This window comes from Pseudomonas salomonii, assembly GCF_900107155.1.
In the GTDB taxonomy this organism is placed as follows: Bacteria; Pseudomonadota; Gammaproteobacteria; order Pseudomonadales; family Pseudomonadaceae; genus Aquipseudomonas; species Aquipseudomonas salomonii.
Map to the genome: position 1 here is coordinate 16680 of NZ_FNOX01000017.1, position 24457 is coordinate 41136.

Sequence of the window (24457 nt, forward strand, 5' to 3'; positions counted from 1 at the left end):
CCAGGAGACACTGTATGGCAAGCTTTTCCCACGCGGTGGGTACACAGACTTACCGTTTCGACAGCCTCAAGGACGTGATGGCCAAGGCCAGCCCGGCGCGCTCCGGCGACTTCCTCGCAGGCGTGGCGGCGCAAAACGACGGCGAGCGCGTGGCGGCGCAAATGGCGCTGGCCAATATCCCGTTGAAACACTTCCTCGAAGAAGTGCTGATCCCCTACGAAAGCGACGAAGTCACCCGGCTGATCATCGACACCCACGATAAACAGGCGTTTAGCGTAGTCAGCCACCTGACCGTCGGTGGCCTACGGGACTGGCTGCTCAGTGATGCGGCCGATGAACAAAGCCTGCGCGCCCTGGCGCCCGGACTGACACCGGAAATGGCCGCTGCCGTGTCGAAGATCATGCGCGTGCAGGATTTGGTGCTGGTGGCGCAGAAGATCCGCGTGGTGACACAGTTTCGCGGCACCATGGGCCGGCGCGGGCGGCTGTCGACCCGCCTGCAACCCAACCACCCGACGGATGAACCCGCAGGCATCGCCGCCAGCATTCTCGACGGCCTGCTCTACGGCAACGGCGACGCGATGATCGGCATCAACCCGGCCACCGACAGCATCGCTTCGATCTGCGCCATGCTGGAGATGCTCGACGCGATCATCCAGCGCTACGAAATCCCCACCCAAGCCTGCGTGCTGACCCACGTGACCACCTCCATCGAGGCCATCAACCGTGGCGTGCCGCTGGACCTGGTGTTCCAGTCGATTGCCGGCACCGAAGCGGCCAACGCCAGTTTCGGCATCAGCCTGAGCGTGCTGCAGGAAGGCTACGAAGCGGGTTTGAGCCTGAATCGCGGCACCTTGGGCCAGAACCTGATGTATTTCGAAACCGGCCAGGGCAGTGCCTTGTCGGCCAATGCGCACTTTGGCGTCGACCAGCAAACCTGTGAAACCCGCGCCTACGCCGTGGCGCGGCATTTCAAGCCGTTTTTGGTCAATACGGTCGTAGGTTTTATCGGCCCGGAGTACCTGTACAACGGCAAGCAGATCATCCGCGCCGGCCTTGAAGACCACTTTTGCGGCAAGCTGCTCGGCGTGCCGATGGGCTGTGATATCTGCTACACCAACCACGCCGAGGCCGACCAGGATGACATGGACACGCTGCTGACCCTGCTGGGCGTGGCCGGGATCAACTTCATCATGGGCATCCCCGGCTCCGACGACATCATGCTCAACTACCAGACCACCTCGTTTCACGATGCCCTGTACGCCCGGCAAACATTGGGTTTAAAGCCGGCGCCGGAGTTTGAACAGTGGCTGGCGAAAATGGGCATCTTCACCCAGGCCGACGGCAAGGTGCACTTTGGCAACAGCCTGCCACCGGCGTTTCGTCACGCCTTGAAGCAATTAGGATGAAGGAGCCGCCCGTGCAACTCGACCTGCCTGACAACCCGTGGCTGGAACTGCGCCGCCTCACGCCTGCACGCATTGCGCTGGGCCGCACCGGCACCAGTATTCCCACCAACGCGCAACTGGATTTCCAGTTCGCCCACGCCCAGGCGCGCGACGCGGTGCACTTGCCCTTCGACCACGCGGGCCTGAGCAGCCAAATGGCCGAGCGCGGGCGTGACAGCCTGCTGCTGCACAGCGCTGCGGTGGACCGGCACATGTACCTGCAGCGCCCGGATCTGGGTCGACGTTTAAGTGATGAGTCAGCCCAGAGCCTGCGGGACTACGCCGCCGCCAACCCAGGCGGCGTGGATTTGGCCGTGGTGGTGGCCGATGGCCTGTCGGCGCTGGCGGTGCATAAACACACATTGCCGTTTCTTACACGCATGGAGGAGCAGACCCAGGCTGAAGGCTGGTCCTTGTCGCCGGTGATCCTGGTGGAACAGGGCCGCGTGGCCGTGGCCGATGAAATCGGCCAGTTGCTGGGGGCCAAGATGGTGGTGATTCTGATCGGCGAACGGCCGGGGCTCAGCTCGCCGGACAGCCTGGGGCTGTATTTCACCTACAACCCCAAGGTCGGCCTCACCGATGCCTACCGCAACTGCATTTCCAACGTGCGCCTGGAGGGCCTGAGCTACGGCATGGCCGCCCATCGCCTGCTTTATTTGATGAAAGAAGCCTGTCGTCGGCAGCTGTCGGGGGTCAACCTCAAGGATGAGGCGCAGGTTCAAACCATCGAATCGGATGATCCTGACCTGATGAAAGGCAATTTCCTGCTTAGCCCACCCAATGACTGATCGCTGCACGATTGCGCTTTTTTGCGTCATTAGGCAGCATCGAGTCACGGCCGCGTGTGTGGTCATACCCCATTTGGAAGTTGAGGCCTGGCATGCGGATTACTCAAGCGACCCTGGAACACCTGGACCTGCTGACCCCGTTGTTCGTCAAGTACCGTGAATTTTATGGCGCACTGCCCTTCCCGGATTCGTCGCGGGCCTTTCTGGAAAAGCGCCTGCGCCGCAAGGAGTCGGTGATCTACCTGGCCCTGGCGGATGATGACGACAAAAGGTTGCTGGGTTTCTGCCAGCTGTACCCGAGCTTTTCGTCGCTGTCGCTTAAACGCGTGTGGATCCTCAACGATATCTACGTCGCCGAAGATGCCCGCCGGCAGTTGGTGGCCGACAACCTGATGCGCACCGCGAAGAAAATGGCCAAGGAAACGCACGCGGTGCGGCTGCGGGTGTCGACCAGCAGTGACAACGAGGTGGCGCAGAAGACCTATGAGTCGATCGGCTTTCGAGAGGATACGGAGTTCAAGAACTACGTGCTGCCGATCAGTGAGGACTGACGCTGTTAGCCCAACCACCATAGATCCCCTGTGGGAGCGGGCTTGCTCGCGAAAGCGGTGTATCAGTTAATAAAGACTCGACTGACCCACCGCTTTCGCGAGCAAGCCCGCTCCCACCTTTACATCTAAGCAACATTTGAATCGGTGTAGAGCCTTGCTACCAGCGACACTCCCCGCTACAAAACCAACACGCTTTTCACCTCTCAATCCGTATAATGCGGACCTCTCAGAGTTGTAAGAATCGCGACATACGCTTGTAGCCTAACTTACCCGTAGCTTCCGCACAGGCCCGCTGAGCCGGGCCATTCACACAGGTGCCATTCATGGATTTCAACCCGCTCGACCTTATCCTGCATCTCGACGTGTACCTCGACATGCTGGTAAGAAACTACGGAGTGTGGATCTACGCCATTCTGTTCCTGGTTATCTTTTGCGAAACCGGTTTGGTGGTAATGCCTTTCCTGCCCGGTGATTCCTTGCTGTTTATCGCCGGCGCCATTGCCGCAGGCGGCGGCATGGACCCGGTCCTGCTGGGCGGCCTGTTAATGCTGGCAGCCATCCTCGGCGACAGTACCAACTACGTGATCGGACGAACGGCCGGGGAACGCTTGTTCAGCAACCCGAATTCGAAAATTTTCCGCCGCGATTACCTGCAAAAAACCCACGACTTCTACGACAAACACGGCGGCAAAACCGTGACCCTGGCGCGCTTCCTGCCGATCCTGCGCACCTTTGCGCCGTTCGTGGCCGGTATCGCCAAAATGCCTTACCCGCGCTTCTTCGGCTTCAGCGTGTTCGGCACCGTCCTGTGGGTCGGCGGCCTGGTCACCCTGGGTTACTTCTTCGGCAACGTGCCGTTTATCAAGAAGAACCTCTCGCTGCTGGTGGTGTTTATTATCCTGCTGTCGCTGGTGCCGATGATCATCGGCGTGTTCCGCAGCCGGTTTGGCCGCAGCTCCGAAGCCAAGCCGCAGTAACCCGCGATGTGGTCCCTCAGCGCCTGGCGTCGCCGGCGCCTGCTGGCCAAGCACCCGATTGCCGATGACACCTGGCAGCGGGTGCGCCATCACCTGACCTTCCTCGACGGCATCAGCGCCGAGCAGGACCAGTGGCTGCGCGAAGCCTGCGTGGTGTTCCTGAGTGAAAAGCACCTCACCGCCCTGCCCGGCGTCGAGCTGCATCAGGAACAGCGCCTGCTGCTCGCTGCCCAGGCGCAATTACCACTGATGAACCTGGGCGACCTCGACTGGTACCAGGGCTTCCACGAAATCGTGCTGTACCCTGACGACTTCCTCAGCCCCCAGCGCCATCGCGATGCCAGCGGCGTTGAGCACGAGTGGGACGGTGAACACAGCGGCGAAGCCTGGCAGCAAGGCCCGGTGATCCTCGCCTGGCCCGGCGTTCTGGCCAGCGGCCAGTGGGAAGGCTACAACCTGGTGATTCACGAGCTGGCGCACAAGCTGGACATGCTCAACGGCGACGCCAACGGCTTGCCGCCGCTGCACCACGACATGCGCGTGCAGGAATGGGCCAGCGTGATGCAAAGCGCCTTTGACGACCTCAACCGCCAGCTGGATGCCAACCCGGACGCCGAAACCGACATCGACCCCTACGCCGCCGAAAACCCGGCGGAGTTCTTTGCCGTCACCAGTGAGTATTTCTTCAGTGCCCCGGATTTACTGGTCAGCAGTTATCCCCAGGTGTACGCGCAATTGAGCCGCTTTTATCGCCAGGACCCGCTGGCCCGCCTGCACCAACTGCAAACCGGCGATGCCCGCTACCAGACTGAACCGCTGGCGCCACACGACGTCTGACGCATGGCATCGGCGTCAGAATATGCCTATAATCGCCGCCACTTTTAGGCCAATCCGGCCATGTTTCATGGCCAACTACGGGGGCACCGCCCAATGAGCTACAGCAAGATTCCGGCTGGCAAAGACCTGCCGAACGACATCTACGTCGCCATCGAAATTCCGGCCAACCACGCGCCGATCAAATACGAAATCGACAAAGACAGCGACTGCCTGTTCGTTGACCGTTTCATGGCCACCCCAATGTTCTACCCGGCCAACTACGGTTTCATTCCTAACACCTTGGCTGACGACGGCGACCCCCTCGACGTGCTGGTAGTAACCCCTTACCCGGTTACCCCAGGCTCGGTCATCCGTGCGCGCCCAGTCGGCATCCTGAACATGACCGACGACGGCGGCGGCGATGCCAAAGTTATCGCGGTGCCACACGACAAGCTGTCTCAGCTGTATGTGGACGTGAAGGAATACACCGACCTGCCGCCACTGCTGCTGGAACAGATCAAGCACTTCTTCGAGAACTACAAAGACCTCGAAAAAGGCAAATGGGTGAAGATCGACGGTTGGGGCAACGCAGACGCCGCCCGCGCCGAGATCATGAAGTCGGTCGCTGCCTACAAAGGCTGATACCCGCTCCTCATTGCCTCGGCAATCTAAAAAGCCCCGACGATTCGGGGCTTTTTTTGTGGGAAAAATTAAACGCAAAGTTCAATGTTTAATTCGGAGCGTTTAATAAGATTAGATAACTGAAATATCAGACTACAACTAAGCAAATCCCTACACACGAAACTCAACGCATAGTTTATTTGATGTGTTTTTCAGGCCAGTAAACTCTGCGTTTATGAATACATCAGGTGATCGACTAAAAGCGTTACTGCGGGAAGTTCATCTTTCCGCTTCCGACTTCGCCAAGAACCGTGGTGTCACGCCTCAACACGTGAACAACTGGTTCAAGCGCGGCGTGCCCATGGGCCGACTCAACGAGATCGCAGAACTGCTCTGCGTCTCCAGCCGTTGGCTGCGCACCGGCGAAGGCCTCAAACACCCACCGGCCAACTTCCTGCTGGAAGGCCCGGACCCAAGGAAAGGCATCGCCACCCGCGAAGAAAGCGGCAAGTACCTCACGGGCCCCGTCCGTCTCCCGGAAAAAATCGACGTGGAGATTCCCCTCCACCCCACGTTCACTTCGACCGAGCGCATCCGCGTCTCCCTGCACACCCTCGAAACCCTCAACGTAAACCCCGACCGCGCGGTAGGCGCCTACATGGTCGACAACAGCATGATCGACATCATCCAGCAAGGCGCCACCCTCGCCATCGACCGAGGCCGCAGCCAAATCACCGACGGCGAAATCTACGCCGTCGAACACGACGGCATGCTACGCATCAAATACCTCTACAACCGCCCTGGCGGCGGCCTGCGCATGCGCAGCCACAACGCCGGCGAACACCCGGACGAATACCTCACCCACGAACAACGCTTTGAACAGAACTTCGAGATCGTCGGCTGGGTGTTCTGGTGGTCCACCCTGAACAACCGCCGACCGGTCCCACTGGACGAACACCTGCTGGGCTGGGAAGGCTCTAAATCGGACCCGGAGGTAGGCATATGAGGTGAATGTGGGTAGAATGCCGCCCACATTTGGCAGGGGGTGGCTTTGCGCTACCTATCCTGCCTGGCGATGCGGAGGAGTTCCCGCAGATGCCCCTACTATTCAGCCCGACTCGACGTGGGCTGAGCGATTTGAAGGCTGGTGAGGTTTGTCAAAAACAAGCTGAGGCAGTCCCCGAGAAGCCGGCCACAAGCCGGCTTTTTAATGCCATTTAAACCTCAAAAACGCGTTGGTACCTGCTGGGGCGAGTAGGTCCGCTGCGTACTATCACCTCTACTCCGCAAAAACTCTGTTCTAAAGCGCACGCCTAAATGAATAGTCGCCTGGCCGGTTGGCTCTTAGCTAAAGTGTCGTCGCCAGCGACACAAGAACAAGACATGTCGCAAAAATCACAAAATAGCGACACATGACGCCCACATGATTACACTGATGCCATGAGAGGACGTTTATGACAGCGACCTCGCCTATAAATGGACCTCGTGGACACACTCTCATCCATGACAACACCTCATTTCCCATGGCAAGCCGATAAGCCTTACAACCAGCTTCCGCCACTACCGCCGTCAGCACAGCTGGAAACCCGGGCAGTACTCAAACGCTGCATTGAAGCCCGCGCAGCCTTGGCCGAATTGAAACAAGCTGCCGAGCTGATCCCTAATCAAACGATGCTGATCAATACCATCCCCTTGCTGGAAGCCAAGGACAGCTCCGAGATTGAAAGTATCGTCACTACCACGGACCTGCTCTTCCGGCATGCCCAGGATGGGGCCAACCATGCAGATCCCGCGACCAAAGAAGCCCTGCGGTACCGCAAGGCTCTTCATAACGGTTACCAATCGTTGGCTGAGCGCCCACTCTCCACAGGCACGGCAGTAGAAATCTGTCGCACGCTCAAGGGCGTGAACATGGACATTCGCCGTGTACCAGGCGTCCAGCTAGCCAATGACCGCACCGGCGAGATCATCTACACGCCACCAGAGGGCGAAGATCGATTACGCGACTTGCTAGCCAATTGGGAACGTTTTTTACACAACGAGACAGACCTCGATCCTTTGGTACGAATGGCCGTGGGGCACTATCAATTCGAGGCCATTCACCCGTTCACCGACGGCAATGGCCGTACCGGCCGGGTACTCAATACCCTGTATCTGATTCAGGAAGGTCTGCTGAATCTACCGATTCTCTACCTAAGCCATTTCATCATTGCGCATAGAGCCGATTACTACCGACTGCTACTTGATGTGACCCGCGAGCAAGCCTGGGAGCCCTGGCTGCTCTATATGCTCACCGCCGTAGAAGAAACCGCCCGCTGGACCAGTGCCAAAATTGCCGCCATTCGCAGCCTATCCGAGCACACAAGCCAGTTTGTTCGCGAACGTCTGCCAAAAACCTATACCCGCGAATTAGTGGATGTGATTTTCGAGCAACCCTACTGCCGCATTAGCAACGTCGTCGATAAGCAGATCGCTCAACGCCAGGCCGCCTCTCGCTACCTCAAAGAGTTAGTGTCCATTGGCGTTCTACAGGAAGTTCAGATTGGCAAGGAAAAGCTCTTCATTCATCCCAAGCTGATGCAGCTATTGATTCGCGACAGCAACGACTTCAAGACGTACGCCTGAGCCGTACTGAAGAACACTGAGTATTGAGTCGCCTGAACGGTGAAGAATGAACAGGCGACATTTTCTTACTTCGGCTGCATACACTCCACAGCCCGATCCGCCACCATCTTCGCCATCTCCACCAAATGCATCACCGCCCGATGCGGCGCACCCAGCGGTTCACCCAGTGCCTGCGATGTAGCCACCGCACACTGCAGCAACTCGGCCACTCGCACCCAGGCATCTTCGAAGCTCAATTCTTCATTAACAGTAAATGGTTTAGTCGCAGCCGACGCTGGCGAATCCGAGACAACGTTATTCATAGCAAAACTCCAATCGATAATTTGGAGCTGCCAAGATCCGCGACTAAACGAAAGGCGGCAGCTGTACGCAGGTTAGTCGACCGGTCGATTGGGAACCCGGCGCACCCGGAGGTGCCCTGCGCACAGCCACCATAAGATGCAGGCGAAGGGGTGCCTGACTCATGAATTGCTTATGCGCCAATCGAATCCGGGCGACTAAACCCGATCACTGAAAAAGCAGTGACGGAACGCAGCCTAGTCGCGAGATTTTGCTGACGCAAGCGGCCGGGATTCTCTAGGAAACGTCCTGCAAATGAAAGGGATCCGTACTGCTGGCCATCCAACCATTGTCACCTTTTAGTTGACAGTATTACCTACCCCGCCCGATTTATCCCCCGCCACCCACCCATTAATCTGTGCCCATGTTGAACGCAACGCCAACCCAACCTAAACAAAAAAGGATTTCAACCATGAGCACTCCAACCCTTAGCCGCTTGAACAAAGACGACGCCATTGTTTTGCTGGTCGACCACCAAACCGGCCTGATCTCGCTGGTGCAGGATTTCTCCCCCAATGAGTTCAAGAACAATGTGCTGGCCCTGGCGGACGTGGCCAAGTTCTTCAACTTGCCGACCATTCTCACCACCAGTTTCGAGCAAGGCCCCAACGGCCCGTTGGTGCCGGAGTTGAAAGAGATGTTCCCGCAGGCGCCGTATATCGCTCGCCCCGGTCAGATCAATGCGTGGGACAACGAGGATTTCGTCAAGGCGGTCAAGGCGACTGGGCGTAAGCAGATCATTATTGCGGGTGTGGTGACGGATGTGTGTGTGACGTTCCCGACGTTGTCGGCGCTGGCGGAGGGGTTTGAGGTGTTTGTGGTGACGGATGCGTCGGGCACGTTTAATACGACAGTGCAGCAGGCGGCATGGAGCCGGATGGTGCAGGCGGGGGCGCAGATGATGAATTGGTTTTCGGTGGCGTGTGAGTTGCAGGGTGACTGGCGCAACGATATCGAGGGGCTGGGGAATTTGTTGTCGCAGCGAATTCCTAACTATCGCAATTTGATGAACAGCTATTCGGCGCTGGCGGCGCGTCAGGGTTGAGATTGAGCGTTTCTCCCCCCTAAAAATTGTGGGAGCGGGCTTGCCCGCTCCCACATTTGGTCTTTGCTGCGTTGCGATTGGGGTGGTTCAGTCAAGGATCAGGTGCGGTAGAAACCGGCTTGAGTCCTTGGTGATCAGGCTGTTGTCTTCGCGCACGCCGATGCCTGCGGCTTGGTCAGCGATGACCCAGGAGCCGATCAGTGTGTAGCTGTCGCCAAAGCGTGGCAGCGGCGCGAATTCCTGAAGGATAAACGGCGCGTCCGTGTAGGGGCCGTCTTCTTTTACGATCAGGCCGTCGGCCGTTTGCAGTTCGATGTTGGCGCCTTCGCGGGAGAAGAAGGGCTTGCGCACCCAGCCTTTGGGCACGGCTTTGTCAGGGTCGGTATCCAGGTTGGAGGCGAGCAGGTTCGGGTGGCCCTTATTGAATTCCCACAGCAGCGGCAGGATGCCTTTGTTGGAGAGGATGGCTTTCCACGCGGGCTCGAAAAACTGCGTGTCGCTCTGGGCAATCGCGGCGCCGAAGGGTTCGTGGAAGATGAATTCCCAGGCGTGCAATTTGAACAGGTGGGGAATCCAGCGATCCTCAAGGTCGACAAAGCGGCCTTCGCTGGTGAGGCCGATGTCTTCGATGTCGATGTGGCGGGATTCGATACCGACTTTTTCGGCGACCAGGCGCAGGTAGTCGGTGGTGCCTTTGTCTTCGATCGAGTCTTTCATCGAGGCGAAGTAGAACGGCTGGTTGAGCTGCAATTGCGCGAAGGCTTGATGCAGCTTGGTGTCGATGCTGTTGAACTGGTCGGCGTGCTTGGGCAACAGGCCGCGTTCGATGCATTGCTCCAGCCAGCCCCATTGAAACGCGGCCGCTTCATAGAGGCTGGTGGGTGTGTCGTAGTTGAGCTCAAGCAGTTTGGCTGGCCCGTTGCCGTTGTAGGAGAAGTCCATGCGCCCGTACAGGTGCGGGTGGCCTTCGAGCCATGAGGTGCGGATCATGTCGAAGAACGGCGCAGGAATGCTCAGGCGTTCCAGCAGCTCCTCGTTTTGCACCACGCGGGCCACGAGGTCCATGCACATGTCATGGATATCGGTGGTCGGGTCTTCGAGGTCGCGCTCGATTTGCTCGAGCGTGAACTGGTAGTACGCGCTTTCGTCCCAGTAAGGTTCACCGTCGATGGTATGGAACAGGAAGCCGAGGCTGTCGGCGGTCTGCTTCCAGTCATGACGTTCTGCGCAGTGGATCTTCTTCATGAACTGGCTTCCTTAACTGCTCGACCCGCCGCCGCCCCAGCCGCTACGAGCACTGGCTTTGCTGCCGAAGCCGCCACGGGAGGTGGACGACGCAACGTTCACCGGCTTGCTGGAGGAGCGCAGCGTGTTGGAGTAATTGCTGCTGCCATATCGGGCCTGGTTGGAACGGCCAAAGGTCGCCCCGTTGGAGACACGCTGGTTGAGCGTCGAGTTGCCGTAATTGCCGCGATCATCGCGGTAGCGGTACACCGGCTCGGAGCGGTAGCTGTTGCGATTGTTGCTGAGCATGTTGCCGATCAACAGGCCGGTGAGCAGGCTGCTGGTGGAGAAACCTGAGCCACCGCTGTTGGCTTGCGAGCCGGCCACCTGGGCATTGGCCGCGTCGACCTGGGATTGGGTCACCTGGCCTTCGGCGGTCAGTTCGAAACCGCCCAGCCTTGGGATGAACTTGCCGGTGGAGTCTTGCTGGCACCAGTCGGCGACAAAGTCGGCATCGCAATCGGTCTGACTGTCGTACACCGGCGCGATGCGGCGGTGCTCGGCCATGGCGGTCATGTAGGCGTCCGAGCAGACGTCTACCGGCAACTTTTCATCGGCGCATTGCTGGACCGACTGGAAGTTGTACTTCTTCTGCAAATCGTAGGTTTTTTCTGTCGGCCCGCAGCCGGATATCGCCATGGCGACCGACGCTGCCAGCGAAAGCTGGACGTACTTGCTTCGTTTCATCGAGAGCTCCGTGCGCAATCAGTACTGGGTGGGCGTCATGCACGCGGCGTTCAGCATGCCGACGCTGATGGCGACGGCGGCCACGTAGATGCCGGCCGCGACTTCGCCGTTCTTGATGCGCTCGGACGTGCCTTTGAGCACCAGGCTGGTCAGCAGAAACGCCAGCAACTGGACGACGGCCGCGATCACCGACCAGACGACAAAATCCAGCAGGCTGATGGAGTAGGCGATCACGTTGCTGGCCGGAATGGCAAAACCAATGATCGCGCCACCCAGGGCCACCGCCGCCGAAACGTTGCCGGCGCGGATCAGTTCGAACTCCTTGTGCGGGGTGATGCGGGTGTAGATGAACTGGAACAGCGCGAACAACACCGCAGCCCCCAGGATGTAGATGACAAAGCCGAGCACAGCGGCTTTGTTCAGGGAGATGGAGAGAGCTTCTAGCATGGACGGCTTCCTTTTTTTAGAGCGCGGTCAGGTCGGTTGTGTACAGCGAAATGCCCAGCGACGTGCTCAGGCTGATGCCACCCTCGGCATCTTCTTCGACGGAAAACAGCAGGAACTCGCGGCGATCGGTCAGGCCGGTGTCGCGGGCGTAGAGCATCGAACGGTGCTCGACGTTGTAGGCGTCTTCCGGGTTTATCACGCGCTCGCTCATCGCCACCAATTCGGTCTGCCCGGCTTCGCTGCCCCATACACGGGTGTACTCGACGCCGTTGTGGGTGTAAGTCGGCAGCCCGATCAAACTCTGTGGGCCTGCCAGCCTGCGCAGTTCCGCTTCGCTGCTGATGGTGACGTAGCTCAAGTAGTTGAACAGGATCACCGACTCGACCTGCCCGGCGATGTCGCCGGTGGTGTGCACCTGCAGCCAGTAATCTTCGTCGTTCATGTAATAGCGTGACAGCCAGGTCGACTGCCCGAGGTCGACGGTGCCGTTACTCCAGATTTCCTGGGAGCCTGGGATCACCACCGAGGTTTTCCCATCGAGCAACAATTTCAGGGTGGTGTCGAACATCACGCCTTTGCCAGGCGCCAGGCCCAGCGGCCCGGTGGTCGGCACGGGTTCGGCGGCGAGCCGGTTCGATTGTGGATTGGCGTTCGGGGCCTCGAGCCCCATCAACTGTTTAAACCATCCCATTGGAGATTTCCTTGAGGCGGGTGGAGGCAATGTAGAAGAGCTCGCCGCCTTCAACGCGCGTGGCACTGGGCGGGTTGATCGACGGTTGCTGCGCACCTTTGGCGCGATAGCCGATAAGGGTGGCGTTGTGGTGTTCTTTCATCCGCGTGTACAGATCGCCGAAGGTGGCTTCAAAGGCCTCGGGCAATCGCATCAGGTATTGAGTGGCGCCCTGCCCCACGCACAGCAGCTCATTGATGACCACTGACGAGCCCGGATCCTGGGAGGCACGCACCAGCATTTCGATGGCCATGCTGGACGTGCATTCCAGGCGCGGGGCATAGGAGCTGGCCAGTGCGGCAATTTCACTTTCATTGAAGTGGGCGACCACGTGCCCGACGGGGCTCAGTTGATTCACCGCCAGCACCGTGGCCAGCGTCAGGTCGTCAGACGGGGTTCGCACCAGCACACGCTCGGCACCGGGCACACCGGCGCGCAGCAACAACGCGGTGGAGGACAGGCTTTCACCACGGATAAACGCGGCTTTGCCCGGCATCGGGTTTTCTTCGAGGGTGCAATCGCAAATCACGATCAGGTTGTCGTTCGAGGTTTCATCTTGCAGCAACAACTCGATGACCCGCTCACTGGACGCACCTTCCCAGCCGATGAGTACCGTATGGCCGACCTTGCCGGTGAAATCACCTTTGCCCTTCATGCCTTTTCTCCATGCATCGATAACACTGCTGGTGGTTTTGCCGATGGCTGCCGTTAAAAGCGCAATGCCCCCGAGCATCACCCAGGTCGCCACGAAAATGCGCCCTGCCGAGGTCTGCGGGGCGAGGTCGCCGTAGCCGACGGTGAGCGTGGTGGTGAGATAGAAGTAGATAAACGTGGCGAGGGCGGTGAGGTGTTGTTCGCCCAGAAGCACCAGGCCCAGGTAAGCCGTGCTCAGGTGTACACCCAGGGCAATGATCAAGCCTGCCCAGCCGAAGCGGTGAAAGAGGGAGGAAGCGTACATGCGCAACAAAAGGAAAATCGACATTTCGCCCCTGGCTCCCTGGGTGCTTGAATCCTGATGACGTCATCGCCTCGGCGTCTGGATGCTCAAGTGCGTTCACCCGGCATTAAACCTGCTGCGCGGTGTTGAGAGAAGTACCTTGGCAGCAATAAATCCGGCGAGCGCACCAAACAGATGCCCTTCGAAGGAAATCCCCTGGCGCGGCACAAACCCCATGATCAATCCGCCATAAAACACCGCCACGACAGCGGCGACTATCAGGTTGATCCAGCTCCTGTGGAACCAGGCGCGCGACAAGAGGTAGGCCCATAGCCCAAAGACCCAGCCGCTGGCACCGACGTGTACGCCGCTGAACCCGAACAGCCAGACCAACGAACCGCCCAGCAGGATAATAATCGCGCTGACGGTTATGAACCGGTTGAGCCCTTCGACCATGACCAGGGTGCCCAGCGCTACAAAGGCAATCAGGTTTGCGCTCAGGTGGGCGAAGGAGGCGTGCAGAAATGGCGAGGTGAGGATGCCGAACAGGCCCGACACGGTCCTCGGGACCAGCCCGAACGCCATGAGGCTGTAACCGGTGGCGACATTGAGCAGTTGCAGCGCGACCATGAACACGGCCAGGCTTGCGATTGTCTTGAAACCCTTCAGGGCGTCCATCCAGACCTCGACGTAAAAAAGATGGGCAGACCTTAATGCCGGTCGGTTAAGCGCAAGCCCCCCTGTGGGAGCGGGCTTGCTCGCGAAAGCGGTGGGTCAGCCAACGCCTATGTTTGCCGAGCCGACGCCTTCGCGAGCAAGCCCGCTCCCACATTTGATCTTCGCTGCCTTGAGCATTTCGCTCACTTAACTGTCCGGCTTTAGGGCAGACCTGCTTCGGCGTCGTTTACTCGGCCGACTTTTGCTTCAGACGCTCCAGAATCGCATTGGCGCTGCCAGTGTCCGGCGTGATGCCGGCGTCGCGCAGTTTGCGTTCCAGGTCAGTACCGGTCGATGCCTCGGCCAATTCATCCTGGGCTTGCAGTTCAGCGGCACGTTGCTGCTGTTTGGCTTGCAGGCGGTTAAGCGTACCCACCGCAGTTTCCAGCTTGCCGTTGGCGCCGCCGCTGGCGATGGAAGCGCTGACCTGGGCCTTTTGCACGCTTTCGCGGGCCTTGGCCATGTCCACTTGCTGGCGCAGGCTTTTGATCCGGCTTTCGGCCTTGGTGATGTCCTTGCGCATGCTGTCGGCGTAACCACCGAACTCGGCGGTCTGCTTTTGCTCGGCGTCACGTTCGTTGGTCAGGGTCGAAATGGCTTCGGCCACTTCCAGGGCCAGGTCTTCACGGTTGGCCTGAATAGCGGCCATCGCCTTGGATTCCAGGTCTTTGATCTTGGCGTCGTACTCGCCTACGCGATCCGCTGCCAGCTTGTGCTTGGCCATGATGCTCACCAACTCACGCTTGGCGTTGGCCAAGGCGGTGTCGGCGTCGCGAATTTCTTGATCAAGGATGCGCAGGGCCTGTTGGTCGACGATCGATTCGCCGACTTCGCTGGCACCGCCACGCAGCGCGGTGAACAATTTGCTCCAGATGGACTGAGTCATTGGATACTCCCGAATACTTAATTGAAGAAACGTTCGAAGGCTTCGCTGGCGCGCTGCACGTTATCGACCAGGGTTTTCACCTCGGTCACGATGTTGGTCAGGCTGGAGTCGGAACTCAGCGCACCAAACATGTTGTAAACAACCTGGCCGTTCGGCATGGACTCGATGCCGATCGACGACAACGGGAACATTTCCCGGCTGCGCAGCACGGCGTCATTGAAGGCCGTTACGTCGTTGATCGACTCGACGTCGACCAGCACGGTGTCGACGATGATCTGCTCGCCCACCACCGCGATGTAAATCGGCAAGCCCCCGAAGTCGTTCATTTCCAGCTTGATGCTGGACTCGGAGCCTTGAACCAGAGAAAGCGTAATGTCTTTGGCGACCACTTCGTCCAGGGCTTGCAGCGCGCTGAAGAGGCGGTCGATGTTCCAGTTGGTACCTGCGCTCATGAAATTCTCCGACATGAATGAGCCAGCCAGAATCGGTTGGCGAAGCTGTTTCTCCATTTGCTTGAGCAGGCTTCGGTTTTCGGGAAGCACCCAAGTCTCGTGTTTCACATAACCGGCGGCCGCCAGCCCCGCGCGCATCTGCTTCATGTAAAAGCTCGACGGCTTTTTAACCGGCGGTTTCAAGCGCTCTCCCTTGCGGCTTGCTGAATCGGTATCGGGCTCTGCTGGCGGGCTCGATGGAGAGCTGCTTTTCATGGTACTGGCCTCGTTGTGAAAATCTCACGCGTGAGAAAATCTACAGGCAATGTTTGCAATGCTCAATAGCTCACGCGTGAGATTTTTGTCTCACTGGTTCGGACATGGATACGGGAAAGAAGAAAAGCGCCTGCTTTATCCAGCCAACCATTGCAGCCTGTCCTGAACGGCAAGCTGTCACGGTTGAATGCACCCCGCCAGCTCCCGCTCAATCTGCTCAATGCTTGGCAAACTTGTTCGTAGCTCTGCCGGTAAAGATTCCACCAACTGATATTCCTCCACGCTGATCGGTCGGTTGTTGTCTCGCAATGCGTATTCAGCCACCACTTCATTTTTGCTCTTGCACAACAACAGGCCGATGGTGGCCCCGTCCTGCGGGTGTTTAAGCTGGGCATCCACTGCCGACAGGTAAAAACTCAGCTTGCCGAGGTGTTCAGGCTTGAATACATCCAGCAACACCTGCTGCCCGACAAAGGCGAAACCGGCGCCCAGTTCAAGCAGGAAGTCGGTGACGTGCTTGATTAACGCGTTTTCTATATCGCGCTCCTGTGCATCCAAAGCCAGGCTGAGGAAGTCGAAACGATATGGATCCTTGAGCGATTCGCGCGCCAGGTTGGATTGGGGTTTGGGCAAATGGTGTTCAAAATTGCTGACGGCCTTGCCACTGCGCTCCAGCAGGCGATGCTCGATGTGCATCACGAGGGTGTTACGTGACCAGTTGTGTTCGATTGCCTGGGCGATGTACCACCGGCGCGTTTCGGGGCCGGGGAGCTTGTCCAGAAGCACCACATTGTGGCCCCACGGCAATTGTGCAGCAGCCTGTTGCACAAATTCGGCATTCGGCCACGCCTCGGCAAAGGCGCGCATATATTTGAGGTTGCGCGGCGAAAAACCCTTCATTTTCGGAAAGGCCGCGCGCAAGTCTTGGGCAAGGCGATCAACCACCTTGCTGCCCCAACCCTGCGCAGCCTGGCGGGTCAAAATATCGTGGCCGATCTGCCAGTAAAGCAGCACCAGTTCGCGGTTCACCGCCAGCGTCGCTCGCTGCTGGGCCGTGTGGATGCGCAGTTTAAGGTCGCTCAGCCAGTCGCTGTAGCCCACAGGAGGCGTGATCAAGCCGATAGAGGTTTCGCTCATGCCCGTTTCACTCTTGACTGGAAGGGCTCAGGCTAGTCAGTGGTTTTTACCGTCACAAGGGGCCGCGAACGGTTAAAGAAGGGCCTTGCACAGATTACAGAAACGTCCTGCTGGCCTTTGCAAATCGGCACAGTGCAGCGCCACGCCTTGACTCTCCCCTATACAGCACACCCTACCCTGAAAGACCCACTTTTCAGGCTTCGGCACCATGACTCAGCGCATCCTGCTCATTCTCGGCCACCCTTCCAATACCAGTTTCTGCTCAGCCGTCGCTGACACCTACATTCACGCGGCTACACTCGCCGGCCACGAAGTCCGCGCCCTGCGCCTGGGCGAACTGGATTTCGACCCGGTCCTGCGTAACGGCTTCGCCCTGCCCCAAGCCTTGGAACCCGATTTGCTCAGCGCCCAAGCCGATATCCTCTGGGCAACTCATCTGGCGTGGGTTTTCCCGATCTGGTGGGGCGGTATCCCGGCGTTGATGAAAGGCTTCATCGACCGCATTTTCCTACCCGGCTTTGCGTTTAAGTACCGCAAGGGCAAGGCATTCCCGGATAAGCTGCTGCAGGGCCGCACCGCCCATTTGTTGGTGACCCTGGACACGCCAGCGTGGTATTACCGCTGGTTCTATCACATGCCGGGCATTCATCAGATGCGCAACACGACTCTGGCCTTTTGCGGCATCAAGCCGACCAAGACCTTAATGTTCGGACCGGTACTGGGATCCACAGCGACGCAGCGCGACACGTGGCTGAAACAGGTCGGCGCACTCTTTGAAAAAGGGAGTTTTCATGTACATCGGCAAAGCCGCGCAGTTGTCGGGCACGACCATCAAGGCGATTCGCCACTATGAAGCGATTGGCCTGTTACCAGCGCCGCAGCGTGTAGGGCGTTATCGGGTGTACTCGGCGCAGAGTGTCGAGCTGCTGACGCTGATCAAATGCGCCCAGCAGTTGGGGTTCAAGCTCAAGGAGTTGCAGGGGATTTTGCACGGCAGCCAAGGCGATGCTCGTCTTTGGGAGCGGGCAGCCCAGGCCATCGCCATCAAACAGCAGGAACTCGCTGCGCAAATCGCGGAGCTGCAAAAGATGCAAGCAGGGTTGTTTGAACTGGAGGCAATGACTCAATGCACCGAATCCCTGCTAGGCAAAGCATTGCGATGAACAGCCAACCAAGCTCGTCGCCAACCGGACATAGGTAGTCAGCGCAAGTGGACGACGAGCCGAATAGAATGCACAATCGGCTCATTCAATGAGCCGAATAATCTCCTTATTCGGCTCACATACCCAGGCACACTTCCATGGACCAACCGAACTGGATCTGGCAACACACCGACTGGCCGCACTTCCACTGGCAGCCTGGGCACCTTGCGGCCCTGCTGCGTGAGTGCGGGCAGGCCCAAGGCAAGTTGCTGGGCATGCTCGGCTCCGTCAGCCAGGCGACGAGCGCGCAGAATGAACTGGATGCACTGCTGCAAAACATCCTGACGTCCTCGGCCATTGAGGGCGAGCACCTGAATGTTGGCTCTGTGCGCTCTTCATTGGCGCGCCGCCTGGGCATGGAGGCGCAGGAAGGTGGCCAAGTCAGCCGCCGCAGCGAAGGGCTTGCCGAATTGATGATGGATGCCACCGCGCAATTCGCGCAGCCGTTCACCCTCGCTCGTTTATTGAATTGGCATCAATGGCTTTTCCCTGAGCCGGATGCCGGCATCACTGCACGCATGCTCAATATCGGGGGTTTGCGGGGCGATGAGCCTATGCAGGTGGTGTCAGGGCGACTTGATCGGCCGACCGTGCACTTCGAAGCCCCACCACGCCTGGGCCTGGATCAGGCAGTGGATGACTTCCTCGAATGGTTTGAATCCAGCCGCGATCAGCCTGAACTGGACCCGCTGGTACGCGCAGGCGTTGCGCACTTCTGGTTTGTGACGCTGCACCCGTTTGATGACGGTAATGGCCGCCTGACCCGCGCAATTACTGACTTGGCGCTGGCCCAGGGTGAGCATCAGGCCATTCGCTTTTATGCCCTGTCAGCCAGCATTCTTGAGGACCGCGCTGGGTACTACCACGCGTTAGAGACCAGCCAAAAGGCCACGCTGGACATTACCGACTGGTTGCAATGGTTCCTCAAGACCCTGCTGCGCAGCCTGCAGCAAGCCATGGCGCGGATTGATCGGGTGCTGGACAAGACCCGGTTCTGGCAACAGCACCATGACCTTTCTTTTTCCGTTGAACAGATCAAAGTACTCAACCGCTTGCTCGATGGTGGTGAGAACGGTTTTGAGCAGGGCATCAGTGCCGCGCAATACCAGGCCGTAGCGAAGGTGTCCAAGGCAACGGCGACACGGCATCTGGCTTATCTGCTGGAAAAAGGCTGCCTGGCACGTTTGCCCGGCGCAGGCCGCAGTACGCGCTATCAAATCCCTGAAACGGGCAACTGAACCACCCCGCTCATTTGCCCAGAATCCCCATGTCTGCTAGTGTCGCGCCGGTTTACCGTCTACCGGATTAGCCGCCATGGCCCGCAAAAAAGTTGCACTCGATTTCGAACAATCCCTCGCCGACCTGCAAACCCTGGTTGAGCGTCTGGAGAACGGCGAGTTGTCGCTGGAAGACTCGTTGACGGCGTTTGAGCAAGGCATCGGCCTGACGCGTGACTGCCAGAGCGCGTTGGCGCAGGCAGAGCAGAAGGTGCAAGTGTTGCTGGAGCGTGACGGGGAGTTGGCCGAAGAACCTTTCGATGCGGAACAGCCCGAATGATCGACGCGTATCAGGCCAGCAGCCAGGCCCGGGTCAACGCGGCGCTCGAACCCTTGTTCGTGGCACCAGGCCCGCAAATGCAGCGTTTGTATGAAGCCATGCGCTACAGCGTGATGAATGGCGGCAAGCGTGTGCGCCCGTTGCTGGCGTATGCGGCCTGTGAAGCCCTGGGCGCGCCGGCCGAGCAGGCCAATGGTGCGGCGTGTGCGGTTGAGCTGATTCACGCCTATTCCCTGGTGCATGACGATTTGCCGGCCATGGACGACGACGATCTGCGTCGCGGCCAGCCCACCACCCATAAAGCCTTTGACGAAGCCTACGCGATTCTCGCCGGTGACGGCCTGCAGAGCCTGGCGTTCAGCGCCCTGCTGGACCCGCGCCTGAACAGCGTGAATGCCGAGATCAGCCTGCGCATGGTCACGGCCCTGGCCCTGGCCGCAGGCCCGGCCGGCATGGTCGGCGGGCAGGCCATCGACATGGGTTCGGTCAGCCTCAAGCTCGACCAAAAAGCCCTCGAACATATGCACCGCCACAAGACCGGTGCGCTGATCGAAGCCGCCGTGCACTTGGGCGCCCTGGCCAGTGGCCGCGCCGAAGCTGCGCAGTTGGCAGCCCTGCAGACCTATTCCCGGGCCATCGGCCTGGCGTTTCAGGTGCAGGACGACATCCTCGACGTGGAAAGTGACACCGCGACCCTGGGCAAACGCCAAGGCGCGGATATCGCCCGGGACAAACCGACGTATCCGGCGTTGCTGGGTCTTGAGGCCGCCAAGGCTTACGCCCTGGAACTGCGCGATCAGGCCCTGGCCGCCCTGCGACCTTTCGACGCGGCGGCCGAGCCACTGCGCGACCTGGCGCGGTATATCGTCGAACGCCGCCACTGATAAGCGCGGCCTTTTCGCGCCGCATATCGGCCAAGTTCGGCGCCCTGCGTGGGCAGTTTGCACCGCTTGAGGTAAACTGCCGCCTCTTCTTATACCTATAACGATTCGCCTGATGCCCACGACGTTTCAAGAGATTCCCCGCAAGCGCCCGTCCACGCCCCTGCTCGACCGTGCCGTCACGCCGGTCGGCCTGCGTCGACTGGGTGAAGCCGAGCTGGAAACCCTGGCCGATGAGTTGCGCCTGGAATTGCTCTACACGGTCGGCCAGACCGGTGGGCATTTCGGTGCCGGGCTGGGCGTCATCGAGCTGACCATCGCCTTGCACTACGTGTTCGACACCCCGGACGACCGGCTGGTGTGGGACGTGGGCCATCAGGCGTATCCGCATAAAATCCTCACGGGCCGCCGCGAGCGCATGGGCAGCCTGCGCCAGAAGGACGGCCTGGCCGCCTTCCCGCGCCGCTCCGAAAGCGAGTACGACACTTTTGGCGTCGGCCACTCCAGCACCTCCATCAGCGCTGCGCTGGGCATGGCAATTGCCGCCCGCCTGCAAGGCAGCGACCGCAAGGCGATCGCGGTGATCGGTGATGGTGCGCTGACCGCCGGCATGGCCTTTGAAGCACTCAACCACGCGCCGGAAGTGGACGCCAACATGTTGGTGATCCTCAACGACAACGACATGTCGATTTCGCGCAATGTGGGTGGCCTGTCCAATTACCTGGCAAAAATTCTTTCGAGTCGCACCTACGCCAGCATGCGCGAAGGCAGCAAGAAGGTGCTCTCGCGTCTGCCCGGCGCGTGGGAAATTGCCCGGCGTACCGAAGAATATGCCAAGGGCATGCTGGTACCCGGCACCCTGTTTGAAGAGCTGGGCTGGAACTACATCGGCCCAATCGACGGCCATGACCTGCCGACCCTGATCGCCACGCTGCGCAACATGCGTGACCTCAAGGGCCCGCAGTTCCTGCATATCGTCACCAAAAAAGGCAAAGGTTTCGCTCCTGCAGAAGTCGACCCGATTGGTTACCACGCCATCACCAAGCTCGAACCTGTGGATGCGCCCGCCGCTGCGCCGAAAAAAGCCAGCGGGCCGAAGTATTCCGGTGTGTTTGGCGAATGGCTGTGCGACATGGCTGCCGCCGACCCGCGCCTGGTGGGTATTACCCCGGCGATGAAGGAAGGTTCGGACCTGGTGGCATTCAGCGAGCGTTTCCCGCTGCGCTACTTCGACGTGGCCATTGCCGAACAACACGCGGTGACCTTCGCCGCCGGCATGGCTTGTGAAGGCGCCAAGCCGGTGGTGGCGATCTACTCCACCTTCCTGCAACGCGGCTATGACCAGCTTGTTCACGATGTGGCAGTGCAGAACCTCGACGTGCTGTTCGCCATCGACCGCGCAGGCTTGGTAGGTGAAGACGGCCCGACTCACGCAGGCAGCTTCGACTTGTCTTACCTGCGTTGCATCCCCGGCATGCTGGTGATGACCCCGAGCGATGAAAACGAACTGCGCAAGATGCTCAGCACCGGCCACCTGTATAACGGCCCGGCTGCCGTGCGCTACCCGCGCGGCAATGGCCCGAATGCGGTGATCGAAAAAGACCTGGAGCCGATCGAGATTGGCAAAGGTATCGTGCGCCGCCAAGGCAGCAAGACCGCGTTTCTGGTGTTTGGCGTGCAATTGGCCGAAGCCCTGAAGGTCGCCGAGAAAATCGACGCCACCGTGGTCGACATGCGCTTCGTCAAACCGCTGGATGAGGCCCTGGTGCGTGAAATCGCCGCCAGCCATGAACTGCTGGTGACCATCGAAGAAAACGCCATCATGGGCGGTGCTGGCGCGGCAGTCAGTGAGTTCCTGGCGCGGGAGAACATCCTCAAGTCGGTGCTGCACCTGGGCCTGCCGGATGTGTATGTGGAACACGCCAAACCGGCGCAGATGCTGGCCGAGTGTGGCTTGGACGAGGCCGGGATCGAGGCTTCGGTGCGCACGCGCATGGCGCTGCTGGGCCTGTAACCCCGTCTCCCGGTAGAAACCTGGACTAAATGTGGGAGCGGGCTTGCTCGCGAATGCAGAGTGTCAGTCAACCAAGATGTTGAATGTGCCACCGCTTTCGCGAGCAAGCCCGCTCCCACATTGGCTTTATGCCATTTTCAAACGCTATGGACGGCCCATGAATCGCCTTCGCTTTGCCTTGCCCCTGCTGTTGCTACCCACCATTGACGTGCTGGCCGACAGCTTCGAGCGCGACGACGCCCTCAAACTCTCCGACGTGGTGATCAGCGCCAACCGCCAGGTGCAGGCGCGCAACGACAGCAGTGCCGCCAACAGCGTGTTCACCCGCGACGACATTGACCGTTTGCAGCCCACCAGCGTGAGCGACTTGCTCAGCCGTGTACCTGGCGTACAGGTGGCGCAAAGTGGCGGCCGTGGCAGCGTGACCAACGTGTATGTGCGTGGCACCTCTACCGCCCAGAGCCTGGTTCTGGTGGATGGCCAGCGCATCAGCAGCTCCACCACCGGCACCAGCAACCTGCAATACCTCAACATCGACCAGATCGAGCGCGTAGAGGTGCTGCGCGGTTCGCGCTCGGCGATCTACGGCAGCGATGCGATTGGCGGGGTGATTCAGATCTTCACCCGGCGCAACACCGACTCTGGCCTGCAACCGCGACTGCATGTGGGCTTTGGCAGTAACCAGACGTGGGAGCGCAGCCTGGGACTGTCCGGCGGCGACCAGCAAACCCGCTTCAGCCTCGGCGCCAGCCTGGATGACACCGCCGGGATCAACCGCACACACACGTCCTACCCGAGCGATGGCGACCACGATACCTATCGCAACCAGGCCATCAGCTTCAGCCTGAGCCATGCCTTTACCGATGACATCGACGCAGGCGTGAACGTGCTGGATAACCGTGGCAAAAGCGAATTCGATAACCCTTTTGGTCGCTATGACTCGCTCACCTACCAGAGCTTCCAGCAAAAACCCTATACGGACTTCACCGTCAGCAGCGTCAGCAGCTATGTCGACGCGCGCCTCAACGATGCGTGGAAGTCTCGCCTGGAGCTGGGTCACAGCGAAAACCGCGAAAAGACCCTGGATAAACTCAGCGACGACCGCAGCGTGTTCAACACCTACCGCGACTCGCTGACCTGGCAGAACGACTTGACCCTCAATGACCAGAACAGCCTGATCCTGGGCGGCGACTGGTACGAAGACCGGGTCAACAGCAGCACCGTGCTCGCCGAAGACAGCCGCTGGAACCGCGCCGCGTTTATCCAGCACCGCTTTGAAGCGCAGTATTTTTCCACCGAGCTGGGCCTGCGCCGCGACCAGAACCAACAGTTCGGCGGTCACACCAGCTGGAGCGGCACTCTGACCCTGCCGGTGAACCCGGATAACGACCTGTTGTTCAGCTACAGCGAAGGCTTCCGCGCACCGACCTTCAACGATCTTTACTACCCGGACGAATACGGCTTTAAAAACGCCAACCCGAATCTGAAACCCGAAACTTCCAAAAGCTATGAACTGCAGTGGCGCAGCCAGCTCAGCGACACCAGCCGCCTGGAAGCCTCGCTGTACCGCACCGATATTCAGGACGCCATTGTGTTCGGCAGCGACGGCCCGCAGAACGTCAGCTCCGCACGTATCAATGGTTTTGAAGCCGCGCTCAAGCAAGAGCTGTTCGGTTGGCAGGGCAGCCTTGGGCTGGCGATGATTGACCCACGCGACCGCGACTCCGGCCGCACATTGGCGCGCCGCGCCAGACGCACGGTGAGCCTGGACCTGGATCGCCAGTTCGATCAGTTTGGCGTCGGCGCCAGTTGGCAAGCGGTGAGTAGCAGCTACGATGACCCGAACAACCAGCAGCGACTCGGCGGTTACGGGCTGCTGGGGCTTCGCGCCAGCTGGGCCGTGAACCGTGAAGTGACGCTGAATATGAAGGTCGATAACCTGCTGAACAAAGACTACAGCCGGGCGTTGTATCAGTATCAAAGCCAGCAATATGGCTATCGGGAAGAAGGCCGGGCGCTGTTGTTCGGCGTGACCTGGACGCCGCAGCTGTAGCTAAG

At 59.5% G+C, this 24457-nt stretch carries 26 protein-coding genes; 16 read left to right on the forward strand and 10 right to left on the reverse strand.

From position 1 onward, the window contains the following. Positions 1–14 precede the first annotated feature (14 nt). From BLV67_RS29115 to fic, 8 genes are all read left to right on the forward strand, one after another. Complete coding sequence (locus BLV67_RS29115) at positions 15–1409, forward strand: ethanolamine ammonia-lyase subunit EutB (protein WP_069786652.1); 1395 nt, start codon at positions 15–17, stop codon at positions 1407–1409. Then, complete coding sequence (eutC, locus tag BLV67_RS29120; protein WP_069786653.1) at positions 1406–2239, forward strand: ethanolamine ammonia-lyase subunit EutC; 834 nt, start codon at positions 1406–1408, stop codon at positions 2237–2239. Before BLV67_RS29115 ends, eutC begins: the two co-directional genes overlap by 4 nt. Before the next feature lie 92 nt (positions 2240–2331). Then, positions 2332–2790, forward strand: coding sequence for a GNAT family N-acetyltransferase (locus tag BLV67_RS29125; RefSeq protein WP_065911257.1), 459 nt, complete (start codon positions 2332–2334; stop codon positions 2788–2790). Positions 2791–3113: 323 nt separating this feature from the next. Beyond that, on the forward strand, positions 3114–3767 hold the full coding sequence (locus BLV67_RS29130) for a DedA family protein (protein ID WP_065911258.1): 654 nt from the start codon (positions 3114–3116) through the stop codon (positions 3765–3767). 6 nt (positions 3768–3773) lie between these two features. After that, positions 3774–4604 (forward strand): M90 family metallopeptidase, encoded by an 831-nt coding sequence (locus tag BLV67_RS29135; RefSeq protein WP_065911259.1) that lies wholly within the window; start codon positions 3774–3776, stop codon positions 4602–4604. 93 nt (positions 4605–4697) lie between these two features. Next, positions 4698–5225 (forward strand): inorganic diphosphatase, encoded by a 528-nt coding sequence (gene ppa / locus BLV67_RS29140; RefSeq protein ID WP_003176323.1) that lies wholly within the window; start codon positions 4698–4700, stop codon positions 5223–5225. 214 nt (positions 5226–5439) lie between these two features. Next, on the forward strand, positions 5440–6210 hold the full coding sequence (locus BLV67_RS29145) for a LexA family transcriptional regulator (protein WP_056861941.1): 771 nt from the start codon (positions 5440–5442) through the stop codon (positions 6208–6210). Between the two features lie 497 nt (positions 6211–6707). Beyond that, a complete protein-coding gene (gene fic / locus BLV67_RS29155; RefSeq protein ID WP_069786684.1) occupies positions 6708–7829 on the forward strand; it encodes a protein adenylyltransferase Fic in 1122 nt (373 codons plus the stop codon). Between the two features lie 65 nt (positions 7830–7894). On the opposite strand, the gene BLV67_RS29160 is transcribed toward fic, so the two are convergent. Next, positions 7895–8131: a DUF6124 family protein gene (locus BLV67_RS29160; RefSeq protein ID WP_065911273.1), complete on the reverse strand. Its 237-nt coding sequence runs from the start codon at positions 8129–8131 to the stop codon at positions 7895–7897. Positions 8132–8580: 449 nt separating this feature from the next. Here BLV67_RS29160 and ycaC point away from each other — a divergent pair, with 449 nt between their 5' ends. Next, on the forward strand, positions 8581–9213 hold the full coding sequence (gene ycaC / locus BLV67_RS29165) for an isochorismate family cysteine hydrolase YcaC (protein WP_069786654.1): 633 nt from the start codon (positions 8581–8583) through the stop codon (positions 9211–9213). Between the two features lie 87 nt (positions 9214–9300). Here ycaC and BLV67_RS29170 read toward each other — a convergent pair whose 3' ends face one another. The 9 genes from BLV67_RS29170 to BLV67_RS29210 all read right to left on the reverse strand — a co-directional run bounded on the left by BLV67_RS29170 (position 9301) and on the right by BLV67_RS29210 (position 16745). Then, positions 9301–10458 carry a glutathionylspermidine synthase family protein gene (locus BLV67_RS29170; RefSeq protein WP_069786655.1) on the reverse strand — a complete coding sequence of 386 codons (1158 nt, stop codon included), beginning with the start codon at positions 10456–10458 and terminating at the stop codon, positions 9301–9303. A gap of 12 nt (positions 10459–10470) precedes the next feature. Continuing rightward, the gene (locus tag BLV67_RS29175) at positions 10471–11184 is read right to left on the reverse strand and encodes a DUF1190 domain-containing protein (RefSeq protein ID WP_056861937.1); all 714 of its coding nucleotides are present in this window, start codon (positions 11182–11184) and stop codon (positions 10471–10473) included. 18 nt (positions 11185–11202) lie between these two features. Continuing rightward, a complete protein-coding gene (locus tag BLV67_RS29180) occupies positions 11203–11631 on the reverse strand; it encodes a DUF350 domain-containing protein (protein ID WP_056861936.1) in 429 nt (142 codons plus the stop codon). A gap of 16 nt (positions 11632–11647) precedes the next feature. Then, entirely contained in the window at positions 11648–12322 is a 675-nt protein-coding gene (locus BLV67_RS29185; RefSeq protein ID WP_069786656.1) for a DUF2491 family protein, read from the reverse strand. Further along, the gene (locus BLV67_RS29190; protein WP_065911277.1) at positions 12309–13343 is read right to left on the reverse strand and encodes an ion channel; all 1035 of its coding nucleotides are present in this window, start codon (positions 13341–13343) and stop codon (positions 12309–12311) included. The genes BLV67_RS29185 and BLV67_RS29190 overlap by 14 nt, the downstream gene beginning before the upstream one ends. A 72-nt stretch (positions 13344–13415) precedes the next feature. Beyond that, complete coding sequence (locus tag BLV67_RS29195) at positions 13416–13976, reverse strand: rhomboid family intramembrane serine protease (protein ID WP_069786657.1); 561 nt, start codon at positions 13974–13976, stop codon at positions 13416–13418. A gap of 226 nt (positions 13977–14202) precedes the next feature. Then, a complete protein-coding gene (locus BLV67_RS29200) occupies positions 14203–14901 on the reverse strand; it encodes a PspA/IM30 family protein (RefSeq protein WP_056861932.1) in 699 nt (232 codons plus the stop codon). A gap of 17 nt (positions 14902–14918) precedes the next feature. Then, the gene (locus BLV67_RS29205) at positions 14919–15500 is read right to left on the reverse strand and encodes a YjfI family protein (RefSeq protein ID WP_032865490.1); all 582 of its coding nucleotides are present in this window, start codon (positions 15498–15500) and stop codon (positions 14919–14921) included. A 285-nt stretch (positions 15501–15785) separates the two neighbouring features. Beyond that, the gene (locus BLV67_RS29210; protein WP_069786658.1) at positions 15786–16745 is read right to left on the reverse strand and encodes a PDDEXK nuclease domain-containing protein; all 960 of its coding nucleotides are present in this window, start codon (positions 16743–16745) and stop codon (positions 15786–15788) included. Positions 16746–16953: 208 nt separating this feature from the next. Between BLV67_RS29210 and BLV67_RS29215 the strand changes: the two genes are divergently transcribed. The 7 genes from BLV67_RS29215 (at position 16954) to BLV67_RS29245 (ending at position 24452) form a co-directional block, all read left to right on the forward strand. Next, positions 16954–17598: an NAD(P)H-dependent oxidoreductase gene (locus BLV67_RS29215; protein ID WP_065911280.1), complete on the forward strand. Its 645-nt coding sequence runs from the start codon at positions 16954–16956 to the stop codon at positions 17596–17598. Continuing rightward, a complete protein-coding gene (locus BLV67_RS29220) occupies positions 17537–17908 on the forward strand; it encodes a MerR family transcriptional regulator (protein WP_065911281.1) in 372 nt (123 codons plus the stop codon). The genes BLV67_RS29215 and BLV67_RS29220 overlap by 62 nt, the downstream gene beginning before the upstream one ends. Positions 17909–18045: 137 nt before the next feature. Continuing rightward, positions 18046–19185: a Fic family protein gene (locus tag BLV67_RS29225; protein ID WP_065911283.1), complete on the forward strand. Its 1140-nt coding sequence runs from the start codon at positions 18046–18048 to the stop codon at positions 19183–19185. 76 nt (positions 19186–19261) lie between these two features. Then, positions 19262–19504, forward strand: a complete 243-nt coding sequence (locus BLV67_RS29230) for an exodeoxyribonuclease VII small subunit (RefSeq protein ID WP_003176346.1) — start codon at positions 19262–19264, stop codon at positions 19502–19504. Then, positions 19501–20388, forward strand: a complete 888-nt coding sequence (locus BLV67_RS29235; protein ID WP_065911286.1) for a polyprenyl synthetase family protein — start codon at positions 19501–19503, stop codon at positions 20386–20388. The genes BLV67_RS29230 and BLV67_RS29235 overlap by 4 nt, the downstream gene beginning before the upstream one ends. A gap of 112 nt (positions 20389–20500) precedes the next feature. Next, positions 20501–22399 (forward strand): 1-deoxy-D-xylulose-5-phosphate synthase, encoded by a 1899-nt coding sequence (gene dxs / locus BLV67_RS29240; protein WP_065911288.1) that lies wholly within the window; start codon positions 20501–20503, stop codon positions 22397–22399. Positions 22400–22556: 157 nt separating this feature from the next. Then, a complete protein-coding gene (locus tag BLV67_RS29245; RefSeq protein ID WP_069786659.1) occupies positions 22557–24452 on the forward strand; it encodes a TonB-dependent receptor domain-containing protein in 1896 nt (631 codons plus the stop codon). Positions 24453–24457: the final 5 nt, after the last annotated feature.

Coding starts and splice junctions, on each gene's coding strand:
- BLV67_RS29115 (WP_069786652.1), top strand. CDS start 15: ATGGCAAGCTTTTCCCACGCGGTGGGTACACAGACTTACCGTTTCGAC.
- eutC (WP_069786653.1), top strand. CDS start 1,406: ATGAAGGAGCCGCCCGTGCAACTCGACCTGCCTGACAACCCGTGGCTG.
- BLV67_RS29125 (WP_065911257.1), top strand. CDS start 2,332: ATGCGGATTACTCAAGCGACCCTGGAACACCTGGACCTGCTGACCCCG.
- BLV67_RS29130 (WP_065911258.1), top strand. CDS start 3,114: ATGGATTTCAACCCGCTCGACCTTATCCTGCATCTCGACGTGTACCTC.
- BLV67_RS29135 (WP_065911259.1), top strand. CDS start 3,774: ATGTGGTCCCTCAGCGCCTGGCGTCGCCGGCGCCTGCTGGCCAAGCAC.
- ppa (WP_003176323.1), top strand. CDS start 4,698: ATGAGCTACAGCAAGATTCCGGCTGGCAAAGACCTGCCGAACGACATC.
- BLV67_RS29145 (WP_056861941.1), top strand. CDS start 5,440: ATGAATACATCAGGTGATCGACTAAAAGCGTTACTGCGGGAAGTTCAT.
- fic (WP_069786684.1), top strand. CDS start 6,708: ATGACAACACCTCATTTCCCATGGCAAGCCGATAAGCCTTACAACCAG.
- BLV67_RS29160 (WP_065911273.1), bottom strand. CDS start 8,131: ATGAATAACGTTGTCTCGGATTCGCCAGCGTCGGCTGCGACTAAACCA.
- ycaC (WP_069786654.1), top strand. CDS start 8,581: ATGAGCACTCCAACCCTTAGCCGCTTGAACAAAGACGACGCCATTGTT.
- BLV67_RS29170 (WP_069786655.1), bottom strand. CDS start 10,458: ATGAAGAAGATCCACTGCGCAGAACGTCATGACTGGAAGCAGACCGCC.
- BLV67_RS29175 (WP_056861937.1), bottom strand. CDS start 11,184: ATGAAACGAAGCAAGTACGTCCAGCTTTCGCTGGCAGCGTCGGTCGCC.
- BLV67_RS29180 (WP_056861936.1), bottom strand. CDS start 11,631: ATGCTAGAAGCTCTCTCCATCTCCCTGAACAAAGCCGCTGTGCTCGGC.
- BLV67_RS29185 (WP_069786656.1), bottom strand. CDS start 12,322: ATGGGATGGTTTAAACAGTTGATGGGGCTCGAGGCCCCGAACGCCAAT.
- BLV67_RS29190 (WP_065911277.1), bottom strand. CDS start 13,343: ATGTCGATTTTCCTTTTGTTGCGCATGTACGCTTCCTCCCTCTTTCAC.
- BLV67_RS29195 (WP_069786657.1), bottom strand. CDS start 13,976: ATGGACGCCCTGAAGGGTTTCAAGACAATCGCAAGCCTGGCCGTGTTC.
- BLV67_RS29200 (WP_056861932.1), bottom strand. CDS start 14,901: ATGACTCAGTCCATCTGGAGCAAATTGTTCACCGCGCTGCGTGGCGGT.
- BLV67_RS29205 (WP_032865490.1), bottom strand. CDS start 15,500: ATGAAGCAGATGCGCGCGGGGCTGGCGGCCGCCGGTTATGTGAAACAC.
- BLV67_RS29210 (WP_069786658.1), bottom strand. CDS start 16,745: ATGAGCGAAACCTCTATCGGCTTGATCACGCCTCCTGTGGGCTACAGC.
- BLV67_RS29215 (WP_065911280.1), top strand. CDS start 16,954: ATGACTCAGCGCATCCTGCTCATTCTCGGCCACCCTTCCAATACCAGT.
- BLV67_RS29220 (WP_065911281.1), top strand. CDS start 17,537: ATGTACATCGGCAAAGCCGCGCAGTTGTCGGGCACGACCATCAAGGCG.
- BLV67_RS29225 (WP_065911283.1), top strand. CDS start 18,046: ATGGACCAACCGAACTGGATCTGGCAACACACCGACTGGCCGCACTTC.
- BLV67_RS29230 (WP_003176346.1), top strand. CDS start 19,262: ATGGCCCGCAAAAAAGTTGCACTCGATTTCGAACAATCCCTCGCCGAC.
- BLV67_RS29235 (WP_065911286.1), top strand. CDS start 19,501: ATGATCGACGCGTATCAGGCCAGCAGCCAGGCCCGGGTCAACGCGGCG.
- dxs (WP_065911288.1), top strand. CDS start 20,501: ATGCCCACGACGTTTCAAGAGATTCCCCGCAAGCGCCCGTCCACGCCC.
- BLV67_RS29245 (WP_069786659.1), top strand. CDS start 22,557: ATGAATCGCCTTCGCTTTGCCTTGCCCCTGCTGTTGCTACCCACCATT.